The organism is Catenulispora acidiphila DSM 44928 (assembly GCF_000024025.1).
Classification (GTDB): Bacteria; Actinomycetota; Actinomycetes; order Streptomycetales; family Catenulisporaceae; genus Catenulispora; species Catenulispora acidiphila.
The window spans coordinates 4,687,719-4,702,176 of sequence record NC_013131.1; the positions used below are offsets into that span (position 1 = coordinate 4,687,719).

Here is a 14,458-nt window from a genome sequence, read left to right on the forward strand (position 1 = left end):
GGGTGGCGGACCGTCGACCGGCCCGCCACCGGCGGCTCAGGGTGCTGGTGCTAGTTGATGTTCAGGGCAGTGTCGTCGATGACGAACGAGGTTTGCAAGGACAGGTCCTCGCTGCCGGTGAACTTCAGGGTGATGGTCTGGCCGATGTAGCTGGCCAGGTTGAAGGAGCGCTGCGCGTAGCCGGTGTTGTGGTTGAGGTTGGTGTAGGTGGCCAGGGTGCCCAGGACCGAGCCGGAGGCGTTGAGGACCTGGACCGACAGCTTGTCGTAGGCGGTGCTGGTGGTGGTCTCCGAGGTGTCGATGTGGAGCCAGAAGGTGAAGTTCGCCGTCTTGCAGGTGGCGGGGATGCTGACCTTCTGGGACAGGGTGTCGGTGTGGGTGGTGCCGTAGCCGTCGAGCCAGGCCTTCCAGGAACCGGTGTGGGCCGGCTCGGAGGAGCTGCTGTCGATGACGCCGGCGCTGGCGGTCCACGGGGAGGCGCTACCGGTTTCGAAGCCGGGGTTGCCCAGGAGCTGCGTCGCGGTGCATCCGCCGCCGCCGGTCGGGTTGACCGTCCAGGAGAAGGTGGTCGAGCCCGACGCGGTGCCCGAGGACGCGGTTACGGTGACCGACGAGGTGCCGGTGCCGGTCGGCGTGCCGGTGATGGCGCCGGAGGAGCTGATCGACAGGCCGGCCGGAAGCCCGGTCGCCGAGTAGGTCAGCGACTTGCCCGCCGAGTCAGATGCGGAGATCTGCAGGGTGCTGATGGCAGTGCCCTGAGTCGAGGTCTGGTTGCCCGGGTTGCTCACCGAGACCGTCTCGGTCCCGCCCTGCGGGTTCACCGTCCACGTGAATGACGTGCTGCCCGAAGCGGTCCCCGAAGACGCCGTGACGGTCACCGACGAGCTGCCGGTGCCGGTCGGCGTGCCGGTGATGGCGCCGCTGGAGCTGATCGACAGGCCGGCCGGAAGCCCGGTGGCCGAGTAGGTCAGTGCCTTGCTCGCGGAGTCAGTGGCCGAGATTTGTAGGGTGCTGATCGCGGTGCCCTGCGTCGAGGTCTGGTTGCCGGGGTTGCTCACCGAGACGGTCTCGGAGCTGGTGCCGCCGGTTTGCAGGCCTGCGATGCCGTTGGGGGTGCCGATGCCGGTGGGGCCGTCGTAGCCGGTTTCGGCGGTGCACAGGTACGCCGGGCTGCAGGAGGAGGCGTCTTTGCCGGTGGTGACATCGTAGAAGTTGCTGGTGTGCTGGTAGATGTCTTGGGCCGGGTTGGCGCCGGCGTTGCCGGCGAGGGCGTACATGGCGGCGACCATGGGGGAGGAGGCTGAGGTGCCGCCGACTTCGTTCCAGCCGCCGTCGCCGTTGTAGGTGTCGTAGACGGCGACGCCGGTGGCGGGGTCGGCGTCTGCGGCGACGTCGTTGTCGATGCGCTTGGAGCAGCCGGCGGGCATGTTCAGCGCGGTCTGCCAGGAGGGCTGGGCTTCATAGGCTGAGCAGCCCGAGCCGGTGCCTTCTGAGCCGGTGGAGGTGTTCCAGACTGATTCGGTCCAGCCGCGGGTGTTGGAGGCGGTGGATAGTGCGGTGCCGCCGACGGCGACGACGTTGGGGGAGGTCGCCGGGTAGGAAACGCCGTAGTCGGAGTCGCCGGCGGAGACGGTGGTGACGGTGCCGGTGGCGTGTTTGAAGTAGGTGTTGTCGCTGGAGGGGTCGGTGGAGGATTCCGAGCCGCCCCAGGAGTTGGATATGTAGGTGGCGCGGGCTGCGGCGGCTGCTTGTGCGATGTACAGGCCGTCGCTGGAGTCGTCTTGGGCTTCGACCAGGACGATGTTGCACAGGGGGCAGATGGCTGAGGCCATGTCCATGTCCAGGGCGGCCTCGACGGTCCAGTCGTCGCCTGAGGGCGGTGCTGAGGGCAGCGGGGAGGTTTGGCCGTTCTGGTTGATCTTGGTGAAGTTTCCGGCGGGCAGTCCGGCGGCGGAGCGGTAGGCGGCCAGGTCGGCTGCGGCGGTGGGGTAGTCGTAGGCGTCGACCAGGGCGATGGTGCGCCCGGCGCCGTTGGAGGCCGCGGCCGAGGTCAGGTTGTAGGCCGACTGCAGCTGCGAGGGCCCATAGCCGACACCGGACGGAATGGAGTTCGGCGAGACGGCCGAGGGCTGCACCGCGTTCCGCTTCAGGGCGAAGCAGGATTGGTGTCCGACGACGATGACCGACGGGCACGCGTTGGTCGCGCCCGAGTTCGCAGCGGTGAGGGCCGGCTGTGAGGCGTGCGCGGAGCCCGCGGCCTCAGCGGCGATCAGCGCGGCGGTCGCCGAGGTGACAGCCGAGGAGGAGGGCACGGCGGAGGCGGTGGCCCCCGACGCGGTGCCGATCGCGAGCGCGCCGCCCATGGCGACGGCTGTTGCCAGGCCCGCGAACGCGCGCAGGCGTGAGCTGATTCTCACTGGGGTGGTTCCCCTCTCGATACGTGGGGAGGTGGCATGAACCTGTACGGCCACCATGAGGTAGAGGCGGCGGCGGCACCGGGGGGACGAACAAGAGGCGCCGAAACGGCGCCCGATCCAGCCGTGCCGTGGTGTTACGCCGTGCTCTGGTCGACGAAAACTACAGTGCGTAGTGCTGACCGAACGGTCGGTCCCTGAGGCCTCGAGTAGGCAAGTTAGCGCTGCGAAGTAGGGAGGTCAACGGCGATTCGGGCATACCCCCGAAACTCTTTATCCTGCCTTCACCTATGCGTCCCTTTTGCGTGACCCGCCCCCATATCAGACCTCACAAAAGGCGGTCACGAGCCTGTCAGCACCGTGAGATCAGAATCCTGAAACTCTCACCGTTCGGCCGACCCGGACGATCGCGGTTCAGCGTCAGCGTCAGCGCCGGCGGAGGACGAGACAGCCAGACTGGGCGCCGCGACCTGATCGGCACTCAGCGTGGCAACAGCCACCCCGCAGGGCTCTGCGGGGTGGCTGCGGTCAGAAACAGGCGGCTTTGATCGCGTCGCCTGTTCCTGTGAGCCGTCGGGGAAATCCGCGCCGCGATTACTTGGTGAAGATTACTTGTTGAACTTGTGGGAGATCCGCGCGGAGGCTCGGCCGAGTTTCCCCTTCGCCTTCATGCGGGTGTTCCCGGTCGCCGCGCCGACGACTTCCTGGGTCTTGCCCTTGGCGGCCTCGCGGCGGTGCTTGAGGGCCGCCGTACCCTTTTCCGCGGCGTGCTTGATCCGGGCTCTCACTTGCTCGGTCTTGCCCTGGGTTGTCAACCGCCTGTTGTTGGTCACGCGGCCGAAGATTTCCTTGATCCTGCCCTTGGTCGTCCGTGCCGACTGCTTAACTTTGCCCTGAGTCGTCATGGTCGTCCCTCCTGTCTTGAATACCCTTATAACCAGTCCATCGGAATTCACGCAGGAGGTTTTCTTCTCGCCAGGGGAGCGATCATGCATCGCTCATCCGAAATCCGCCCGATGCTCTTCAGCCCATGCCGCATATGTGCGCGCCGGACGTCCGAGCACTGATGCGACATCGTCGGTCAGCCGAGCGTTGCCACCCTCGGCGATCAACCGCTGTCCGCGCATCGCGACGTCCACGAACTCCGGATCGCGTCCTGCGGCGAGCATCTGTTGCCGCGCTACATCCAGCGGCACATCCACGACCTCGATGGTCTGCCCGAGCACCGTGCCCAGAGCCGCCACCTGATCCGGCGCGCTCAGCAACTCCGGCCCGGTCAGCGTGTACGTCCGGCGCTCGTGCCCCGGCGCGGTCAACGCCGCGACCGCGACCTCGGCGACGTCACGCGGGTCGATCACGCCCTGAGCGCCGTTCCCGGTCATATTGGCGACCGGCTGCCCGGCGCGGATCATCGGGACCCAGGCCAGCGTGTTCGTGGCGAAGCTGCTCGGTCGCAGAATCGTCCACGCCGCCACGCCTGCGCGAAGCACATCCTCGCCCGGAAGATGCCAGCCGCCGACCCGCGAATCCGTGTCCTCGCCGGTCCCGATGGCCGACAGCTTCACCACTTTCCCGACGCCGTGCGCCCGCACCGCGTCCAGCATCGCCAGATCGTGACGCTCGATCCACGGACCCGGCGCGTCCAGCAGAAAGACCGCGTCGACTCCGGCGACCGCCGCATTGAGCGAACCGGAGTCGTTGAAGTCTCCGCGCACGACCTCCGCCGGCAGGCTCGCGCGCTCCGGGCTCCGCGTCATCGCCCGCACGCTTTCGCCGCGCTGGGCAAGGATCCGGACCACCTGTGTACCTACAGTGCCTGTCGCACCCGTGACAAGGATCATGCCGATCACTCTTCCGCCCGACCCCCGACCGCCTATAGGAAAGATCGGCACGCCGTACCAGCCGGCGCCACTCGTAGAGTGGTCGGCGTGGAAGCGATGATCCCGACGCCCGCGCTACGGCCCTGGATCGCCGACGTGACGCTCATGCGCCCCGACAGCGCACTGCCGCTGGTGCACCTGCCCGACGCCTCGACCACGCTCGTCTATCGCAGGACCGGTACACACGACGGCGACCTGATCGCCGTCGGCCCGCGCAGTCAGGCTGCTTACTTCCCCGGCAAAGAGCTGCCGCTGTGCATCAGGGCACGAATGCGCCCCGGAACAGCCAGGCAGCTGCTCGGCGTGCCGGTCAACGAGCTGCGGGACCAATCCGTGCCCCTCACGGACTTGTGGGGCGAGCGTGCCACCCGCCTCCAAGACCGCCTCAACGAACTGACCAGCCCCGACCCGATCCTGCGCGGCATCGAGAACGCGCTGCTGGAAACCGCTGAGAACGCTGAGAACGTTAAGAACGCTGCCGATTCCCGCGACCTGGTCCTCGGCCAAGCCCTCGAAGCGCTGTCGACCACGACCGAACACTTCGCCGCGCTCGCCCGCCGACTATGGGTCAGCGAACGCCACCTGCGTGACCTGTTCACCGATCGCGTAGGACTCTCGCCCAAGCACTTCGCCCGCATCCAGCGCGTCCGTACCGTGCTGGACCGGGCCGGCTCGACGAAGTGGGCGCAGATCGCCTCGGACACCGGCTACTACGACCAGTCCCACATGACGGCCGACTTCCACACCCTCATGGGAGTCTCACCCGCCGCCTTCCGCGCCGGCCGCCTCCCCGCCGAGCAGCCCTGCGCCGCCTGAGGCCGCCACCCACCTGTCGATCCGGGACCAGTTCTCCTCGAGCCAGCCGACCCGGGCCGCCGTCTCGGTGGGAACCTTCGCCGCCGGCACGGACCACCAGGTGATCTCGACCGGCTCCCGCAAAGGAAGCGAGCGCACCACATGGGCCGCCGATTGCAGATGCTCCAAGCCGGTGTGCGCCACGAAGACCACGTCGGACTCCGGCGCCGCCTCGATCGCGGCGAACAAGCCGTCGGGGTGCGGAGGCAACACGTTCTGGAGCTTCTCGGCGTGTGCTGCGGCATGAGCCAGACCGCGCCGGCGCAGTCGGCGGATGGCGTGGATCCGGCGGCTCGGCGTGAAGTTGCCGCCCTCCGGGAAGATCAGCAAGGCGTCCGTCGGGTCCATCCCCTCGGCCAGGTCGCCGATCCGGGCGGCGGTGGCGCCCCGGTCGTCGGGCTGCGGGTTGATGAAGGCGTGCGGGATCCGGGACAGCAGCGCGTCGATCAACGGATCCCAGGACAGCGTCTGCTTCAGCACCACGCGAGGCAGGCGGCCGTAGTCCGCGAGCAGGATGTGCGCCAGCAGGAACGCGCCGCCGATGCCGCCATGGCGTCCGCACACGATCAGCGGACCGGCGGGAAGCTTCAGTGAATCAGCGTCCTGCTCGCCGCCTTCGTCAGCCGAGGACCTGGTGAGCACGACATCGAGCCCGCCGAATCGGTCCGCCGCCGATCGCAGAGCGTTGAGCGCCGTCGTCAGTGCCTGAACGCGCTCGCGTCGATCCCGCGCGGCGTCCCGATTCACGAGGAAGTGCACCCAGCGCCACGCCGCGACCGCCAACCCCGCGATCTCGGTCCTCGCGTAGACCGCCGCGATCGCCACGACCCGCCGCGCGCGCCCGAGCCGTGGCCGCCACGGCGCGGACAGCACAGTGAACAGCGCGGCGCACAGCCCGCCGATCAGGACCACGACCGTCGCGGTCAGCAGCAGAAGAACACCGAGAATCCGCCGACCGGCCGCGCGCACGACGCGCATCCGGGGCGGCGGAGGCGAGGCGACAGGCGATCCGGTCACGGCGCGCACCACGGCTTGCTCATAACGTGCCCCTTCGGTCATGACGCACGCTCCGCGAGATAGTCCGCAGACGCCTGATACGCCCGCTCGATGCGCTCCTGAACCAGTCCCAGCCCGCGCCGTCCGTATCGCGGCCGCAGATCGGTGCGACCGCCCGGAGCGCCGGTCGGCAGCACGTGCACCTCGACGCCGTCCACCGGATGGCTCAGGGCGTGCACGAGCCGGTGCCGGCGGGCGATCTCGAACGCGACCACGGCGACCTCGCGCGGCGTGCGCGGCGGACGCAGCGGCTGGTCCAGGCGCCCGACGTGCAGGACGTAGACCGTCCCGGCGCCCGAGGCCAGCGCCCGATCGACCGGCACGCTGTCCACCAGCCCGCCGTCCAGGAAGTGCTCCTCGCCGACCGGCACCGGCGGCAGCAGCCCCGGCACGGCCGAGGACGCCAGGACCGCCTCGATCAGCGGGCCGTCGCTGAACCAGTGTTCTGCGGCGCGTTCGATCGAGGCGGCGACGCAGGAGAACGGAACCTCCAGATCCTCGATCTGCGTGTCGCCGAACTCCCGTTCCATCAGCCCGCGCAGCGCTGCGTTGGAGAACAGGTGAGTCCGGCTGCGCAGCGCGGTCCCCATTTGGGCGAACAAGTTGTCCGCGAACACCCCACGCTCGCGCAAGGAGACCCACAGATGCTCTAGGCGCGTCACCGCGTCCGGTCGCGGATCGGCGGCGATCATCGCCCCGTTCAAGGCGCCGACAGAGGAGCCGAGGACCATGTCCGGCCGGATCTCGCGCTCCAGGAGCGCCTTGAGCATGCCGACCTCGTAGGCGCCCAGCGGTCCGCCGCCGCCCAGTACGAAAGCCACCGGTTCGCTCATCACGCCCGCACCTCCTGTGATCGGGGCTCGCCGCCGGGGTGGCCGCGTACCCAACGCGCTGGGAAGCATGCGCGTCTTCGTTCCAAGGAGGACAATCGGAGTTCGGAAGTTTGACCCGCCCTGCCGGGGTTACTGCGGCAGATCATGAGTACGCCTCAGCAGCGATACGACAATGACATGAGCGCTGACAGCACCACCGAGACGACCAGCAGACCCGGGCCCGACCCGAAGTGGTGGACCCTGACCGCTGTCTGCCTCGGCACGGTCATGCTCCTGCTGGACGTCACGATCGTGAACGTCGCGCTGCCGCAGATCCAGAGCTCGCTGGGCGCCTCCTTCTCCGACGTGCAGTGGGTCGTGGACGCCTACGCGCTGACCCTGGCCGCGCTGCTGCTGACCACCGGCTCGCTGGCCGACCAGTACGGACGGCGCCGGCTGTACCTGATCGGCCTGGTGCTGTTCACCGGCGCCTCGGTGTTGTGCGGGGCGGCCCAGTCACCGCTGATGCTGGAGTTGTCCCGTGGTGCGCAGGGGATCGGCGGGGCGGCGATGTTCTCGGTGTCGCTGGCGCTGCTGGCCACGGCGTTCCGCGGCAAGGACCGGGGCGTGGCGTTCGGGGTGTGGGGCGCGCTGACCGGCGTCGCGGTCGCCGCCGGGCCGGTCGTCGGCGGCGTGCTGGTCTCCGGGCTGTCCTGGCGGTGGATCTTCTACGTGAACGTGCCGATCGGGATCGTGGCGCTGGTGCTGACGGCGACGAGGGTCCGCGAATCGCGGGAGGAGCAGGCGCGCAAGCCGGACTGGGCCGGCTTCGTGACGTTCTCGGCCGCGCTGGCGGCTCTGGTCTACGCCCTCATCGAATCCGGCCGCGCCGGCTTCTCCGACAGCACGGTCGTGGCCTGCTTCGTCGCCTCGGCGGTGCTGCTCGCGGTGTTCCTGGCCGTCGAACTGCGCAGTCCGCATCCGATGTTCGACCTGGGCCTGTTCCGGCTGCCCACGTTCCTCGGCGGCGACATCGCGGCGTTCGCGATGTCGGCCGGGATGTTCGCGATGCTGCTGTATCTGGTGCTGTATCTGCAGGACGTGCTCGGGTACAGCGCCCTGCAGACCGGCGTGCGGCTGCTGTTGCTGTCCGCCGGGGTGCTCGTCGCCAGCGCCGTGTCCGGACGGTTGAGCGTCAAGGTCCCGGTCCGTTTCCTGATCGGACCGGGTCTGGCGCTCATCGGCCTCGGGCTGGTGCTGATGCGCGGGCTGGACGCGACATCGTCCTGGACCCACCTCATCCCCGGCCTCATCGTCGGCGGCATCGGGGTCGGGCTGGTCAACCCGCCGCTGGCCTCCACTGCGGTCGGCGTCGTGGAACCCCGCCGCGCCGGCATGGCCTCCGGGATCAACGCCACGTTCCGGCAGGTCGGGATCGCCACCGGCATCGCGCTGCTCGGCACGCTGTTCGCCAACCGCCTCACCTCGGCGGTCACCGCGCTGGCCGCCCCGACCCCGCTGGCGTCCCACAGCGCCGAGATCACCGACGCCCTGCGCAACGGGGACGCCGCCCGCCTGTTCGCCACGACGCCGCCGCAGCAGCGCGGACAGCTCACGCAGATCGCTCGCGGCGCCTTCACCACCGGCTTGAACGAGATCCTGCTGGTCGGCTCGATCACCTGTTTCGTCGCCGCCGTACTGGCTATAGCGCTCATCCGGACCAAGGACTTCAAGCGGGACCACGAGTGATGACGTGGAGTTGCTGGTACACCTGGTAGTGCCGATCTAACGGAGGTCCTCATGGCCGGCCGACTTCGCAGAGAGCATGAGCCCGATCGTGACCGCGATTCTGATCGCGATGCCGATCAGGATGCTGACGTCCAGATCTCCAAGCCCAAACACAGCAGTGTCGGGCTGGAGGGCATCGCCGAGTCCCTGCGCTACACCCTGGCCGAGAGCGGCCCGGTCCGTGGCACCAAGACGCTGCTGACGATGAACCAGGTCGGCGGTTTCGACTGTCCCAGCTGCGCCTGGGGCGACCCCGCACCCGGGGAGCGCAAGCACGCGGAGTTCTGCGAGAACGGCGCCAAGGCCGTCGCCTGGGAGGCCACCCGCAAACGCGTCGACCGGGAGTTCTTCGCCGCGCACAGCGTCGCCGACCTGCGGGAACGGGACGGCTACTGGCTGGAGAAGCAGGGCCGGCTGACAGAACCCATGTATCTGGCTCCCGGCGCCGAGCACTTCGCGCCGATCGCCTGGGACGACGCCCTCGCCCTGGTCGCCGACCGGCTGCGCGCCATGGACGACCCGAACCGCGCCGTGTTCTACACCAGCGGACGGACCAGCAACGAGGCCGCGTTCGTCTACCAGCTCCTCGCGCGCCGTCTGGGCACGAACAACCTGCCCGACTGCTCCAACATGTGCCACGAGTCCAGCGGCGCGGCGCTCGCCGAGACGATCGGCGTCGGCAAGGGCGTCGTCACGATGGAGGACATCACCGAGCACGCCGACCTGCTGATGATCGTCGGGCAGAACCCGGGCACGTGCCACCCGCGCATGCTCACCGCGCTGGAGAAGGCCAAGAAGCGCGGAGCCCGGATCGTCGCGATCAATCCGTTGCCGGAGGCCGGTTTCGGCCGCTTCCACAACCCGCAGACCGTGCGCGGACTGGCCGGACCCGGAACCCAGCTGGCCGACGCCTACCTGCCGATCCGGATCAACGGCGACCTGGCGTTCTTCAACGCCCTCAACCGAATCCTGCTCGATAGGGAGGAAGCCGCGCCGGGGACGGTGTTCGACCACGACTTCATCGACCACTCCTGCGACGGCTTCGAAGCAGCGCGCGACACCTGGCGCGCGCTGGACTGGCAGCGCGCCGAGGAGTTGTCCGGCCTGTCGCGCCGCGTCATCGAGAAGTGCGCCGACGAGGTCATGGCGGCGGACAGCGTCATCGTGTGCTGGGCGATGGGACTGACGCAGCACCGCAACGCCGTGGCCACCATCCGGGAGATCGTCAACTTCCTGCTGCTGCGCGGCAACATCGGCCGTCCGGGCGCCGGTCCCTCGCCGATCCGCGGGCACAGCAATGTGCAGGGCGACCGCACCGTCGGGATCTGGGAGCAGATGCCCGACAGCTTCCTGGACGCCCTGCGCGAGGAGTTCGGCTTCGAGCCGCCGCGCGAGCACGGCTGGGACACCGTCGACTCGATCCGGGCGATGCGCGACGGGAAGGTGGATGTGTTCTTCGCCGTCGGCGGCAACTTCGCCGCCGCGACCCCGGACACCGCGGTGACCGAGGCGGCGGTCGCCAACTGCGGGCTCACCGTGAACGTCGCCACCAAGCTCAACCGCACGCACCTGTGCCACGGCACCGAAGCCCTGCTGCTGCCGTGCCTGGGACGTACCGAGCACGACGTCCAAGCAGGCGGCGAGCAGTTCGTCACCGTCGAGGACTCCCTGGCGATGGTGCACGCCTCGCGCGGGCGCCTCATGCCGGGCTCGCCGGAGCTGCGCAGCGAGATCAGGATCCTGACGGACCTGGCCGAGGCGCTGTTCGGCGACGACCTCGGCTGGCCCGAGATGGGCCGGGACTACCGGGTGATCCGCCGCCACATCGAACACGTCGTCCCCGGGTTCCACGCCTTCGAGGAGCGCGTCACCCAGCCCGAGGGCTTCATGCTGCCCCGCGCCCCGCACGACACCCGCACGTTCCCCACCGCCAGCGGCAAGGCGCGCTTCACCGCCAACCCGCCGACCGCCGCCGAGGTCCCGCCGGGCCACCTGCTGCTGACCACCATCCGCTCCCACGACCAGTTCAACACCACCGTCTACGGCCTGGACGACCGCTACCGCGGCGTGAAGGGCGGCCGCCACGTCGTGTTCCTCAACGAGAGCGACCTGAAGGCCTTCCACCTCAGCGACGGCGACCTGGTCGACCTGGTCAGCGTCTTCTCCGACGGCGAGCGGCGCGCCCCGGGATTCCGGGTCGTGCCCTATCCCATCCCGCGCGGCTGCGCCGCCGCCTACTACCCGGAGACGAACGTCCTGGTGCCGCTGGACTCGACCGCCGAGACCAGCAACACGCCGAACACGAAGTCGATCGTGATCCGCCTGGAGCCATCCGAGGCGCGGTCGTCTGAGGCTGATGACCAGCTGATCATGTCGCAGGAGACTCAGGGCTCTACGGTCTCCGGTCCCAGCTCCTGAACCTGATAGCCCTCCGGATAGCTGTGCGCCGTGCCGAGCGTGATGTACGGCTCGGTACGCGGCGCCTTCCACGCCTCGGCGCTCGCGCGCAGCCGAATCAGCCCACTGACGAGCAGACGGACCGGCAGCGCGGGTGTCGGGGCGCCGACGGCTTCGCGCAGCGGCGGCGACAGCAGCGTATCGGCGACCGGACCTGCCAGACCTTTGAGACGCTCGGGCAGCCGGCCGGCGAACAGCCCTCGGGTGGCTGCCATCAGGGCCTCGGCAGCCGCAGTGTGCGCGAAGTGCTCGGCTTCATAGGTGTCGAGGACGTGCTCGAAGCCGGCGTAGCTGGCGGGGATGTCGGTGACGTGCATCAGCTCGCCGAGCCGACGGTAGAACTCGACCGTCGCCGTGCGCTCGTGACAGCACAGCGCGCGCCAGCCGCTGCGGTCGATCCACCGCGTCGGAACGACGACGAACGTCGCCAGCACGTAGCGGTAGTCATCGGCGCCGATGGTGAAGCGGCGGTGGATCTGGTTCAGGCGCTTGACGGCCGCGCGACCGCGCTCGGCTTCCAGGCCATGGGTTATCAGCTCATACATGAGCAGCCCGGTGTCGTCCGCGCGCTTGCGCGTGCGCTCGGTCATCTCCCCGGTCGAGTACAGCAGTTCGGCGATGGCCGGAATACCGAACGTCCGATAGAAGGCGAGATTCAGGCCGAGCATGGTCTCCCAGCCGAACTCGAACTGGGCGACCGTCCGGTAAATCTCCTCATGGTCGCCAACCGGATCCAGCGTACGGAGATACGTCAGCCGGTCCAGATCGCGGTTACGCATGGGCTCGGATGCTACCGCTGCCCGCCGCCCCGCGCCCGGCGGGGTGAAGAACCCGGCGGCGAAGATCAGCCCGCGAAACTTTCGGTCCGCGCGGGCTACGGCATGTAAGTGGCCTGCGCGGCATCGTCGTTCGCGGCGGGTGTCGTTGACGCGTTACAGGGCGTAACTCCACGATCTGGTGACCCGTACGGGTTCGGGGTCACCACGAAACAGGAGACTGACATGCCCCTCGATCGCAGGCTCAGGGCGAGATCGGTCGCCCTGACCGCCGCCACGGCTTTGTCCGCGCTGTCCATCGTCGGAGCGGTCGCGGCTCCGCAGGCGTCCGCCGCCACCGCGGTGTCGGTGACCGTCAACGGCACAGCCGGGCTCGGTACCATTCCCGGCGGCGCGATCGGCCTGAACACCGCCGTCTACGACAGCTATATGAACGACACCCCGATCCCGGGTCTGCTCAAGGCCGCGGGAATCAATGCTCTGCGCTACCCGGGCGGTTCGTACTCTGACATCTACAACTGGCAGACCAACGTCGCGCAGGGCGGCTACGACGCGCCGAACACGAGCTTCGCGGACTTCATGGGGACCGCGAAGGCTGCCTCGGCCAGCCCGATCATCACCGTGAACTACGGCACCGGGACACCGGCGTTGGCCGCGTCCTGGGTGCAGAACGCCGCCGTCACCAACAAGGACGGCGTCGCGTACTGGGAGGTCGGCAACGAGGTCTACGGCAACGGGACCTACGGCGCGAACTGGGAGACCGACGCGCACTGCCAGACGTCCTCCGGAACGCCGGTCACCGTCGGCAGCGAGCCTTCGCAGACCTACGGTTGCGGTCCCTCGGTCTACGCCAACAATGTCCTGAGTTACATGTCCTCGATGAAGGCGGTCAGCTCGAACGCCCACGTCTGCGCGATCCTGACCACGCCGGGGTTCTGGCCCGACAACGTCACCAACGCCACGACCAGCCCGCTTCCCTGGAACCAGACCGTGCTCACGGCGCTCGGCGCCAAGACCGACTGCGTCATCGTGCACTACTATCCCGGCGGCTCGAACGCGGCCGGGATGCTGACCGACACCAGCGACATCTCCGGGATCATCTCGACGCTGCACTCCCAGATCAGCCAGTACGCCAAGGTGAACCCGGCGAACGTGCCGATCCTGGTGACCGAGACCAACTCCAACGTGGACATGGACACCCAGCCCAACGCGCTGTTCGCCGCCGACATGTACATGACCTGGCTGGAGAACGGCGTCGCGAACGTCGACTGGTGGGACGAGCACAACGGCCCGGGGACCAACCCGCCGAGCGTCGTCAACGGCGCGCAGGACTACGGCGACTACGGCATCTTCTCCACCGGCGGCAACAACAGCGGCGTGACCGAGCCGGCCGCCGAGACCCCGTTCGGGCCGTACTACGGCATCGCGATGCTGTCCAAGCTCGGCGGACCCGGCGACACGATGGTGAACAGCACGTCCTCCAACGCGCTGGTCCGCGTCCACGCGGTGCGGCGGGCCGGCGGGAACCTCGATCTGCTGATCGACAACGAGGATCCCACCACCTCCTACTCGGTGAACCTGGCTTACAACGGGTTCACGCCAGCCGGTAGCCCGACGGTCTTCACCTTCGCGAACAACGGGAATTCGATCACCAGTGCGACGCAGAGCTCTGCGTCGTCGGTCACGGTCGCTCCGTACACGCTCACGGTCGTACAGGTCCCGGGCAGCGGCGGGGGAGGTGTGACAGCACCGGGAGCGCCGGGGCAGCCGGTCGTCTCCGGGCTGGCGTCGAGCACGTCCGGCAACACCACCGGCGTGGCGACGCTGACCTGGCCAGCAGCCACGGCCGGCACGTACCCGGTCGCGTCCTACCAGGTCTACCGGCAGAACAGCGGCGGCGGGACAACCCTCGCCGGCACGACCACCACGACGACGCTGAATCTCAGTGGCCTGACGATCGGCGCGGGCTACACCTATGACGTGGTCGCGGTGGACTCCCACGGCAACCCGTCGCTGCCCTCGCCACCGGTGACGTTCACCGTGCCACCCCCGGCGACCGCGAGCTGCGCGGTGCACTACGCGGTCAGCTCCTCCTGGTCCGGAGGCTTCGGTGCCGCGATCACGATCACGAACCGCAGTGCGACCGCCATCAGTGCCTGGACCCTGAAATTCACCTGGCCCGACCCCGGCGAGGCGGTGCAGAGCGGCTGGAACGGCACCTGGAGCCAGAGCGGCTCGGCGGTGACCGTGGTGAACGCCGCATGGAACGGCACGATCGCAGCCAACGGCGGCACGGTGAGCCTCGGCTTCAACGGCGCGGACACCGGCCAGGACCCGGCGCCGACCGTGTTCTCGCTCAACGGGACGGTGTGCGCGAACAACTGAGCCGCGAACAGCATCACCCCTGGTCAGCTGGGCTG

10 protein-coding genes are annotated in these 14,458 nt (G+C 68.8%); 4 read left to right on the top strand and 6 right to left on the bottom strand.

Annotated elements, in window-relative coordinates:
• Window positions 1–50: 50 nt before the first annotated feature.
• The 3 genes from CACI_RS20510 to CACI_RS20520 all read right to left on the bottom strand — a co-directional run bounded on the left by CACI_RS20510 (window position 51) and on the right by CACI_RS20520 (window position 4,255).
• Entirely contained in the window at window positions 51–2,417 is a 2,367-nt protein-coding gene (locus tag CACI_RS20510; protein ID WP_015792741.1) for a S53 family peptidase, read from the bottom strand.
• A gap of 605 nt (window positions 2,418–3,022) precedes the next feature.
• A complete protein-coding gene (locus CACI_RS52600) occupies window positions 3,023–3,319 on the bottom strand; it encodes a CsbD family protein (RefSeq protein WP_015792742.1) in 297 nt (98 codons plus the stop codon).
• Between the two features lie 93 nt (window positions 3,320–3,412).
• On the bottom strand, window positions 3,413–4,255 hold the full coding sequence (locus tag CACI_RS20520; RefSeq protein WP_015792743.1) for an NAD(P)H-binding protein: 843 nt from the start codon (window positions 4,253–4,255) through the stop codon (window positions 3,413–3,415).
• A gap of 96 nt (window positions 4,256–4,351) precedes the next feature.
• Here CACI_RS20520 and CACI_RS20525 point away from each other — a divergent pair, with 96 nt between their 5' ends.
• Window positions 4,352–5,110 carry a helix-turn-helix domain-containing protein gene (locus tag CACI_RS20525; RefSeq protein WP_015792744.1) on the top strand — a complete coding sequence of 253 codons (759 nt, stop codon included), beginning with the start codon at window positions 4,352–4,354 and terminating at the stop codon, window positions 5,108–5,110.
• On the opposite strand, the gene CACI_RS20530 is transcribed toward CACI_RS20525, so the two are convergent.
• Together CACI_RS20530 and CACI_RS20535 are read right to left on the bottom strand one after the other, a co-directional pair.
• On the bottom strand, window positions 5,054–6,208 hold the full coding sequence (locus CACI_RS20530) for a 1-acyl-sn-glycerol-3-phosphate acyltransferase (protein ID WP_015792745.1): 1,155 nt from the start codon (window positions 6,206–6,208) through the stop codon (window positions 5,054–5,056). The two genes, CACI_RS20525 and CACI_RS20530, sit on opposite strands and share 57 nt — an antisense overlap.
• Window positions 6,205–7,038, bottom strand: coding sequence for a patatin-like phospholipase family protein (locus CACI_RS20535; RefSeq protein ID WP_015792746.1), 834 nt, complete (start codon window positions 7,036–7,038; stop codon window positions 6,205–6,207). Before CACI_RS20535 ends, CACI_RS20530 begins: the two co-directional genes overlap by 4 nt.
• Window positions 7,039–7,215: 177 nt before the next feature.
• Here CACI_RS20535 and CACI_RS20540 point away from each other — a divergent pair, with 177 nt between their 5' ends.
• Both CACI_RS20540 and CACI_RS20545 read left to right on the top strand, forming a co-directional pair.
• Complete coding sequence (locus tag CACI_RS20540; RefSeq protein ID WP_015792747.1) at window positions 7,216–8,766, top strand: MFS transporter; 1,551 nt, start codon at window positions 7,216–7,218, stop codon at window positions 8,764–8,766.
• Between the two features lie 51 nt (window positions 8,767–8,817).
• On the top strand, window positions 8,818–11,223 hold the full coding sequence (locus CACI_RS20545) for an FdhF/YdeP family oxidoreductase (protein ID WP_015792748.1): 2,406 nt from the start codon (window positions 8,818–8,820) through the stop codon (window positions 11,221–11,223).
• On the opposite strand, the gene CACI_RS20550 is transcribed toward CACI_RS20545, so the two are convergent.
• Window positions 11,190–12,041 carry an oxygenase MpaB family protein gene (locus CACI_RS20550; protein ID WP_015792749.1) on the bottom strand — a complete coding sequence of 284 codons (852 nt, stop codon included), beginning with the start codon at window positions 12,039–12,041 and terminating at the stop codon, window positions 11,190–11,192. The genes CACI_RS20545 and CACI_RS20550 overlap by 34 nt on opposite strands.
• 222 nt (window positions 12,042–12,263) lie before the next feature.
• On the opposite strand from CACI_RS20550, the gene CACI_RS20555 reads away from it, so the two are divergent.
• Window positions 12,264–14,423 carry a cellulose binding domain-containing protein gene (locus tag CACI_RS20555; RefSeq protein WP_015792750.1) on the top strand — a complete coding sequence of 720 codons (2,160 nt, stop codon included), beginning with the start codon at window positions 12,264–12,266 and terminating at the stop codon, window positions 14,421–14,423.
• Window positions 14,424–14,458: the final 35 nt, after the last annotated feature.